Here is an 8,844-nt window from a genome sequence, read left to right as displayed (position 1 = left end):
TTTATATCCTCCATAAATAAATTTTTTAATAAAAATATGTTAGTTAATAACATAATATCAACACAATTATTAACATACATTTTTATATGTTAATAAACTTAATATAGATATCCACATGTTAATAATTATGTTGAAAAAATAAATTGATTAAATTTATCCACAATAGAATTATGTACAGTTTTTCACATTATTAACATGGTCTAAAAGCATAAATTTAGCTAAAAATATATTATAACAGTTTAAAAACAAATAAAAAGCGAACAAGTTATTCACAATTTAGTCCACAGGTGTGGATAAGTTCACTTAAAAATAAAATTATTCACATTCATAACTTATAATAACACAAGTTAAATAGAGTATTCAATAAGTTATCCACAATTTGTGTGAGAATATTTATTATATTTATCAACAGCACTTGAAAATTATAGTGTATTGACATAAAAACCTGATATATATATAATGATAAGGTAAATCTAAAAATAGAAGTATAGTATTAACTATAGAAATTACAATTTAAAGGGGGTGTAGTGAAATGTTCATGACATACCAACCAAAAAAGAGACAAAGAAAAAAGGAACATGGCTTCAGAAAGAGAATGAAAACTTCATCAGGCAGAAATGTTCTTAAGAGAAGAAGACAAAAAGGTAGAAAAAGATTAACAGCATAAGGGCCGCAAATAGTGGCCTTTTTTCTGCAATAGCAGGAAAAAAAGGAGTTTAAAATTTCTAATGATATACAGGTTAAGAAAAAACAATGAATTTAAATTAGTTTATAGAAGAGGAAAGTCTTTAGCTAATAATCTTTTAGTTATTTATATATATAATAATAGAAGAAATAAAACAAAAGATGGAATTACTTATAATAAGGTAGGAATATCCGTAAGTAAGAAAGTTGGCAATAGTGTTGTCAGAAGTAGAAGTAAACGATTGATAACAGAAAGCTATAGACTGAATGAAAAAGATCTTAAAACTGGTTATGATTTTGTTTTTATAGCTAGAAATTCTATAGAGGGAAAGAGCTTCTTTGAGGTTGAGGAAGCAATGAAAAAACTCTTTTCAAAGGCAGGCTTATATAAGCAATGAAGAAATTAATGTTAAAATCTATAAATTTATATAGAAAATATATTTCGCCAATGAGACCACCAACATGCATTTATGTTCCCACATGTTCAGAATATGCAATTGAAGCAATAACCAAATATGGAGCTTTAAAAGGTGGTTTTTTAGCTATAAAGAGAATTTTAAGGTGTCACCCTTTTGCTAAGGGTGGATACGATCCGCTAAAATAAGGAGGCTGTGCTCAAAATATGATGAAGTTATTACAACCTATTACAAATTTTTTAACTATTATATTTGAAGGAATGCATGATGTAATACTAAACTTATTTAATTTAGAACCGAGTGGGGTATCTTATATATTAACTATAGCTTTATTTACATTAATAATAAGATTATTAATACTTCCTTTAAATATAAAAGCAAACAGATCAAATGCAAGAATGCAAGAAATTCAACCAGAATTAAATGCTATTCAAAAAAAGTATGCTAATGATCCTCAAAAGATGCAAGCTGAGTATTCAAAATGTATGAAGGATAATAATGTTAGTATGTTTGGAGGATGTCTTCCAACATTATTACCATTACCTATACTTTTTGCACTTTACTATGTATTTATGAACATAAATATAGAATCTGTAGTGCACCCATCATTCTTATGGATACCAAACGTATTTGAAAAAGATCCTTACTTCATATTACCAGTGTTAGCATTCTTAAGCACATATCTACCAAGTTTATTATTAACTAAGTCAATGCCTAAGAATGAAAATGGTGGTTCACAAATGAATATGGGATCAATGAACCTAATGATGGCAGGTATGATGGCAGTAATGGCTATTAATTTTAGTTCAATCCTAGTAATTTACTGGGTAATAGGTGGAGTTATTCAATTAATTCAAACTTATTTCTTAAATTACTTACCAGCCATGAAGAAAAAAGCTGCAAAAGAAGAAGAAGAAAAAAATAAAGTAATAGAAAATGCCAAGAAAGCAACACCAAAGACTAAGAAAAAGAATTAAATAATTTAGTATTACTAGGTGGTGATTAGGGTATGAAAACACTAGAAATGACAGGAAAAACTGTGAATGAAGCGTTAGAAAATGCTTTAAAAAGCCTAAATCTTACAGAAGATAGGGTTGAATATGAAGTTTTAGATGAAGGTTCCAAAGGATTTTTAAATCTTATAGGTGCAAAGCCTGCAAAGATATTAGTTAAAGTAAAGAAAGATTACAAGGACGAAGTAAAATTATTCTTAAGAAATATACTTAATAGTATGAAGGTACAAGCGGAAATAAGAATTAGAGAAGAAAATGATATAATTCATATTGATTTAACAGGGCCTAAAATGGGAATAATTATTGGATATAGGGGAGAGACATTAGATGCTCTGCAATACTTAACTTCATTAGTTGTAAATAAAGATCACAATATTCCTTATAAGAAAGTAGTATTAGATACTGAAAATTATAGGAAAAAGAGAGAAGAAACTTTAATTAGAGTTGCTGAAAAAACTGCATATAAAGTTAAAAAGATAAGAAGACCTTATAAACTAGAACCTATGAATCCTTATGAAAGAAGGATAATACATTCAGCTTTACAAGATAATGAATATGTCTATACTTTTAGTGAGGGGGAAGAACCTCACAGAAGAGTAGTAGTAGACATTAAGAAATAAAGGTGGGGAGGCCCTTTGGCTTTCTTGCCTTTTCTTTTTTGAAAAAAACTATATGTTTATTTATTTTGACTTACTATTAATTGTTTTGTAAAATGAATATTAGTTAAAAAGGATATACTATAAATATAGACTTAATTAAGTCAAGATAAGGAGGATAGAAGTTGAAAGAATTTGATACAATTTGTGCTATATCTACTGCTATAGGAGAAGGTGGAATCGCTATTATTAGAGTATCCGGTGATAATGCCTTAAATATTGTATCTAAGATATTTAGACCAAAGAATGGTAAAGATATTAAAGATATGAAGACTTATACTATGAGATATGGACATATAATTGATATAAATAATGAAGAATTAATAGATGAAGTAATTATAAGTTATATGAAGGGACCAAGAAGCTTTACAGCTGAGGATACCGTTGAAATAAATTGTCACGGAGGAGTAACATCCACAAATAAGGTTTTAGAAACTGTTATAAAAGCAGGTGCAAGACTTGCAGAACCTGGTGAGTTTACTAAGAGAGCATTTTTGAACGGAAGAATAGATTTATCTCAAGCAGAAGCTGTTATGGATTTAATAACGGCGAAGACTGAACTTGCCATGAAATCTGCATTGATGCAAAGTAATGGATCTCTATCACAAAGAATTAATAAGCTAAATGAATATCTATTAAATGTTTTAGCATTAATAGAATATGCAGTTGATTTTACTGAAGATGATGAGGAAATAGATCCAACTATACCTATTAGAGTAAAAGAAAGTTTAGAAAAGGCTCATGAAGACATATATAAATTACTTAAGAGTGCGGATGAAGGAAAAATAATAAGAGATGGATTGAGTTTAGCTATAGTTGGCAAACCAAATGTTGGAAAGTCATCTCTATTAAATGTGCTATTAAAAGAAAAAAGAGCTATAGTAACAGATATAGCAGGGACGACTAGAGATGTAATTGAAGAGTATATTAATTTAGATGGAATACCTGTAAAAATTATAGATACTGCTGGTATCAGAGAAACAGAGGATATAGTTGAAAAAATAGGTGTAGAGAGGTCTAGAGAAAAAATAGATGAAGCTGATTTAGTATTATTAGTTTTAGATTCATCAAGAGAGTTGGATAAAGAAGATAAAGAAATAATTGATGCAATTAAAAATAAAAAATCTATAGTACTACTTAATAAAATAGACTTACATAGTAAAATAGATAATTCAATATTAAATAATTTTGAAAATATAATAAAAATTTCAGCTAAAGAAGATATTGGAATAGATGGTTTAAAAAATGAGATTAAGAATATGTTCTTTAGTGGTAAAATAGATAGCGAGAGCTTAATAATATCAAATTCAAGACATAAGCAAGCTTTAATTAGAGCAGGTGAAAACTGCAATGAAGCTCTTATAAGATTAAATAATAATGAATATTTAGATTTGATTTCAATATTCGTTACAGCAGCATTAAAGGCTTTAGGTGAAATTACAGGATCAGAATTAGAAGAGGATTTAGTTAATAAGATATTTAGAGAATTTTGTTGTGGAAAGTAGGAGATAGATAAATATGAAATATAGAGCAGGAGAATATGATGTAGTAGTTGTTGGTGCTGGTCATGCAGGTTGTGAAGCAGCACTAGCAACAGCAAGAATGGGATTAAAAACATTAATTTGCACTACAAATCTTGATTCTGTAGCTATGATGCCATGTAACCCTAATATAGGAGGAACTGCAAAAGGTCACTTAGTAAGAGAAATTGATGCATTAGGTGGTGAAATGGGAGTTAATATAGATAATACTTTCATTCAATCAAGAATGCTTAATACATCAAAGGGGCCAGCAGTTCACTCATTAAGGGCTCAAGCTGATAAGAAAAAATATCAATACAGAATGAAGAGTGTCTTAGAAGAACAAGAAAACTTATCTTTAAGACAATTAGAAGTGGTAGAATTAGATGTAAAAGATGGCAAAGTACAAGGAGTTCTTACTAAAAATGGCGGATACTTTGGTTGTAAGGCCGTTATTTTAACTACAGGAACTTACTTAAGAGCCAGAATTATTATTGGAGATGTAACGTATAATAGTGGACCTAATGGTTTATCAGCTGCTAACGAATTATCACAATCATTAATAGATTTAGGAATAAAATTAAGAAGATTTAAGACTGGTACTCCAGCAAGAATTAATAAGAGAAGTGTAGATTTCTCTAAAATGATTGAGCAACCTGGTGATGAAAAAATAGTACCTTTCTCATTTATGAGTGAAGATATAGATAGAGAACAAGTTTCTTGTTGGTTAACTTATACTAGTGAAGAAACACATAAAGTAATTAAGGATAATATAGATAGATCCCCAATGTATAATGGACTAATTGAAGGGGTAGGCCCAAGATATTGCCCATCAATTGAGGATAAGGTTATGAGATTCCCAGATAGGGAAAGACATCAATTATTTATAGAACCAGAAGGTGAAGATACTCAAGAAATGTATGTTGGTGGAATGTCATCATCATTACCAGAAGATGTTCAATTACAAATGTTAAGAACAGTTCCAGGTCTTGAAAATGCTGAAATTATGAGAACTGCTTACGCAATTGAATATGATTCAATTGATCCAACTCAATTAAAACCAACTTTAGAATTTAAAGACTTTGACGGTTTATATGGTGCTGGACAATTAAATGGTAGCTCAGGATATGAAGAAGCTGGGGGACAAGGTATTGTTGCTGGTATAAATGCTGCATTAAAAATTAAGGGATTAGATCCTATGGTATTAACTAGATCAGATGGATATATTGGTGTTTTAATTGATGATTTAGTTACAAAGGGAACAAATGAACCTTATAGAATGATGACAGCTAGAGCTGAGTATAGATTATTATTAAGACAAGATAATGCGGATTTTAGATTAACTGAAATAGGATATAAAGCAGGTCTTGTAACAGAAGAAAGATATCAAAAATTTGTAACAAGAAAAAATAATGTAGAAAATGAAGTTAATAGATTAAAAGAATTACAAATTACAAATAAGAGAGAAGTCAATGACTTCTTAATATCTAAGGGATCTGTTGAACTGAAGAAACCAATTAGCTTTTATGAGCTTATTAAGAGACCAGAACTTGATTATTTTAGTTTATCAGAATTAGATCCGGAAAGACCAGATTATGATGAAGATATTGGAGAGCAAATAAATATAATAACTAAGTATGAAGGATATATAAATAGCCAACTTGATCAAGTGAAGCAATTTAGAAAATTCGAAAAGAAATTAATTCCGGAAAATCTAGATTATACAGAAGTTAAGGGATTAAGAACAGAAGCAATACAAAAGTTATCAAATATTAAACCTATAAGTATAGGGCAAGCATCTAGAATATCAGGAGTTTCTCCAGCAGATATATCTGTACTGTTAATTTATCTAGAGCATCAATATAAGAAATAAGCTTTTACGGAGGAAATATGGAATATTTTCAATTAATGAAAGAAGCTTCATTAGAAGTAGGATTGGATTTAACTGAGAAACAGTATAATCAATTTGTAGAGTATATGAGGCTTTTACAGGAATGGAACGAAAAAATAAATCTAACAGCAATAACAGAAGATGAAGAAGTAATAAAGAAGCATTTTATAGATTGTATAAAGGCTTTTAAGTCTAATGCTGTAAAAAATGCTAAGACTATTATAGATGTAGGCACTGGTGCTGGATTCCCAGGCCTACCAATAGCTATAATGAATCCTAATGTTAGAGTAACATTACTAGATTCATTAAACAAAAGAATAAATTTTTTAAATGCAGTTATAGCAAAATTAGATCTAAAAAATGTTGTTACAATTCATTCAAGAGCAGAAGATGGAGCAAGAAAACCAGAATTAAGAGAAAATTTTGATGTTGCTACCTCTAGAGCTGTTGCAAATATGGCTGTTTTATCAGAGTTTTGTTTACCTTATGTAAAGTTAGAGGGGTACTTTGTTGCACTTAAAGGACCAGCCATTGAGGATGAAATTAAGGAAGGCAAAAAAGCTATTAGTACTTTAGGTGGCGAATTAGAAAATATAATAGAAGTAAATATTGAAGAATCTGATTTAAAACATAATATTGTTGAAATAAGGAAGGTAAGTAAGTGTCCAAAAACTTATCCTAGAAAGGCTGGAACAATTAATAAGAAGCCTATTAAATAGAAGATTCTACAAAATATATTAATATAATTAGTCGATATAATATATAATAAATAGATATGTGAATTCATTTGTATTTTTATAAGGTATATTTAGTGAATTTGTCTTACAAAATTAGGAAATAAAAGAAGGAAATATATAATAAAAATAGAATTTTTAAATTATTGAGTTTAATGGAAATTTATTTTAATAAGGGATGGTTGGGTGCATATGAATAGAGAAATTAGTAATATAAGTGTGAATAAAATATTTCCAAATACTTATCAGCCAAGAAGGTTTTTTAATGAAGAGGCATTAGAAGAGTTATCTCAATCTATAAAGGAGCATGGAATAATTCAGCCTATTACTGTTAGAAAAAGAGGAGAGAGTTTTGAGTTAGTAGCTGGTGAAAGACGTTGGAGAGCTGCAAGAATGGCAGCTCTTGATGTTGTTCCTTGTAATATAATAGAAATAACTGATACTGAATCTGCTGAAATTGCTTTACTTGAAAATCTACAAAGAGAAGATTTAAATTTCATAGAAGAGGCTGAAGCTTATTTTAATTTAATTAATGATCATAAATTCACTCAAGATGAATTAGCAAAAAGAATGGGAAAGAAACAATCAACTATTGCTAATAAGTTGAGAATATTAAAGCTTAGTGATAAAGTAAGAGAAACTTGTTTAGAAAACAAATTGACAGAAAGGCATGCAAGAGCTCTTTTATCATTACCTAATGAAGAGTTACAACTTAATGTTGTAGATAAAATTGTTAAAAACTCTTTAAATGTTAAAGCAACAGAAGAATTAATAAATAAAGAGTTATTAAAAATAGCAGGAGAAGAGCTAAGTAATAAAGATAAGAAAAGAGTAAAAAGTGTATTCCCTGCAAAGTTATATGTTAATACTATAAGACAAGTTTTTGATAAGTTTAATATACCAGCTGAGTATAAATTCAAGGATGATGAGGAATTTATTCAAATAACAGTTAGTATTCCTAAAAAGTAAAAAGTACTAGTTTTAAATATAAATATAATTTGAAATGAAGAAAAATTATGTTGTTTAGGCTAAATTATTCTAATTTAGTAAACAATATGATGATTTCTTCATTTTTTTATTATGTTAATCTTTTAATATTAAGTAAAACTATATATAATATTATTATGGGAAGGGGGGTGAAGCTCTAAATAGAGCTTTTTTATATGAAGAAAGTTTGTATATTCAATCAAAAAGGTGGAGTTGGAAAAACTACAACTAACATTAATTTATGTGCATATTTAGCAATGGAAGGATACAAGGTATTAACTATAGATATAGATCCCCAAGGGAATACAACTAGTGGATTAGGATTAGATAAAAGCAATTTAGAAATGTCTATGTATGATGTAATCACTTCTGATGCATCCTTAAGAGATGTAATATTAAAAAGCGAATTGGTGCAAAATTTATATATTGCTCCATCAACTATGGAATTAGCAGGTGCAGAAGTTGAAGTAATTGGAAAAGAAAATAGAGAAGTTATTTTAGCAAATAAAATAAAGGAAATAGAAAATGAATATGATTTTATATTCATAGATTGTCCGCCTTCTTTAGGTGTATTAACAATTAATGCGCTTACATCAGTAGAATCTGTTTTAATCCCTATTCAATGTGAGTTTTACGCATTAGAAGGAGTTGGGCAGCTGATTAATACAATTAAGCTAGTTAAAAAGTCATTAAATGAAGATTTAGAAATAGAAGGTGTAATAATGACTATGTATGATTATAGAACTAATTTAAGTAATGAAGTTTTTGAAGAAGTAAAAAACTTTTTTAATGACAAGGTTTATGACACAACTATTTCTAGAAATATAAGATTAGCTGAGGCACCTAGCTTTGGCTTGCCAATTATGTTATATGATGAAAAATGCAAGGGAGCAGAATCCTATAAATCATTAACTAAAGAATTTTTAAGTAGACAATAGGTAGG

Annotated in this window: 10 protein-coding genes; all 10 read left to right on the top strand. The window is 28.7% G+C overall.

Annotated elements, in window-relative coordinates:
- Positions 1-532 precede the first annotated feature (532 nt).
- The 10 genes from rpmH to ACFYH6_RS18225 all read left to right on the top strand — a co-directional run bounded on the left by rpmH (position 533) and on the right by ACFYH6_RS18225 (position 8,839).
- Positions 533-667: a 50S ribosomal protein L34 gene (gene rpmH, locus ACFYH6_RS18270; RefSeq protein ID WP_035151755.1), complete on the top strand. Its 135-nt coding sequence runs from the start codon at positions 533-535 to the stop codon at positions 665-667.
- A 61-nt stretch (positions 668-728) separates the two neighbouring features.
- Positions 729-1,082 carry a ribonuclease P protein component gene (rnpA, locus tag ACFYH6_RS18265; RefSeq protein WP_416179849.1) on the top strand — a complete coding sequence of 118 codons (354 nt, stop codon included), beginning with the start codon at positions 729-731 and terminating at the stop codon, positions 1,080-1,082.
- Positions 1,079-1,288 (top strand): membrane protein insertion efficiency factor YidD, encoded by a 210-nt coding sequence (gene yidD, locus ACFYH6_RS18260; protein WP_416179850.1) that lies wholly within the window; start codon positions 1,079-1,081, stop codon positions 1,286-1,288. Before rnpA ends, yidD begins: the two co-directional genes overlap by 4 nt.
- A gap of 18 nt (positions 1,289-1,306) precedes the next feature.
- Positions 1,307-2,077, top strand: a complete 771-nt coding sequence (yidC, locus tag ACFYH6_RS18255; RefSeq protein WP_316344380.1) for a membrane protein insertase YidC — start codon at positions 1,307-1,309, stop codon at positions 2,075-2,077.
- 32 nt (positions 2,078-2,109) lie between these two features.
- Positions 2,110-2,733, top strand: coding sequence for an RNA-binding cell elongation regulator Jag/EloR (gene jag, locus ACFYH6_RS18250; protein WP_316344381.1), 624 nt, complete (start codon positions 2,110-2,112; stop codon positions 2,731-2,733).
- A gap of 161 nt (positions 2,734-2,894) precedes the next feature.
- A complete protein-coding gene (gene mnmE, locus ACFYH6_RS18245) occupies positions 2,895-4,274 on the top strand; it encodes a tRNA uridine-5-carboxymethylaminomethyl(34) synthesis GTPase MnmE (protein WP_416179851.1) in 1,380 nt (459 codons plus the stop codon).
- A gap of 13 nt (positions 4,275-4,287) precedes the next feature.
- Positions 4,288-6,162 carry a tRNA uridine-5-carboxymethylaminomethyl(34) synthesis enzyme MnmG gene (mnmG, locus tag ACFYH6_RS18240; protein ID WP_316344383.1) on the top strand — a complete coding sequence of 625 codons (1,875 nt, stop codon included), beginning with the start codon at positions 4,288-4,290 and terminating at the stop codon, positions 6,160-6,162.
- 17 nt (positions 6,163-6,179) lie between these two features.
- Entirely contained in the window at positions 6,180-6,899 is a 720-nt protein-coding gene (gene rsmG, locus ACFYH6_RS18235; RefSeq protein WP_316344384.1) for a 16S rRNA (guanine(527)-N(7))-methyltransferase RsmG, read from the top strand.
- 207 nt (positions 6,900-7,106) lie between these two features.
- Positions 7,107-7,883 (top strand): nucleoid occlusion protein, encoded by a 777-nt coding sequence (gene noc / locus ACFYH6_RS18230; protein WP_316344385.1) that lies wholly within the window; start codon positions 7,107-7,109, stop codon positions 7,881-7,883.
- Between the two features lie 194 nt (positions 7,884-8,077).
- A complete protein-coding gene (locus tag ACFYH6_RS18225; RefSeq protein ID WP_316344386.1) occupies positions 8,078-8,839 on the top strand; it encodes an AAA family ATPase in 762 nt (253 codons plus the stop codon).
- The last annotated feature ends 5 nt before the right edge of the window (positions 8,840-8,844 follow it).

The organism is Clostridium sp. HCS.1 (assembly GCF_047900555.1).
Taxonomy (GTDB): Bacteria; Bacillota; Clostridia; order Clostridiales; family Clostridiaceae; genus Clostridium.
The sequence above is the reverse complement of the archived record's forward strand: the minus strand, read 5'-3'. Positions and strand labels throughout refer to the sequence as shown.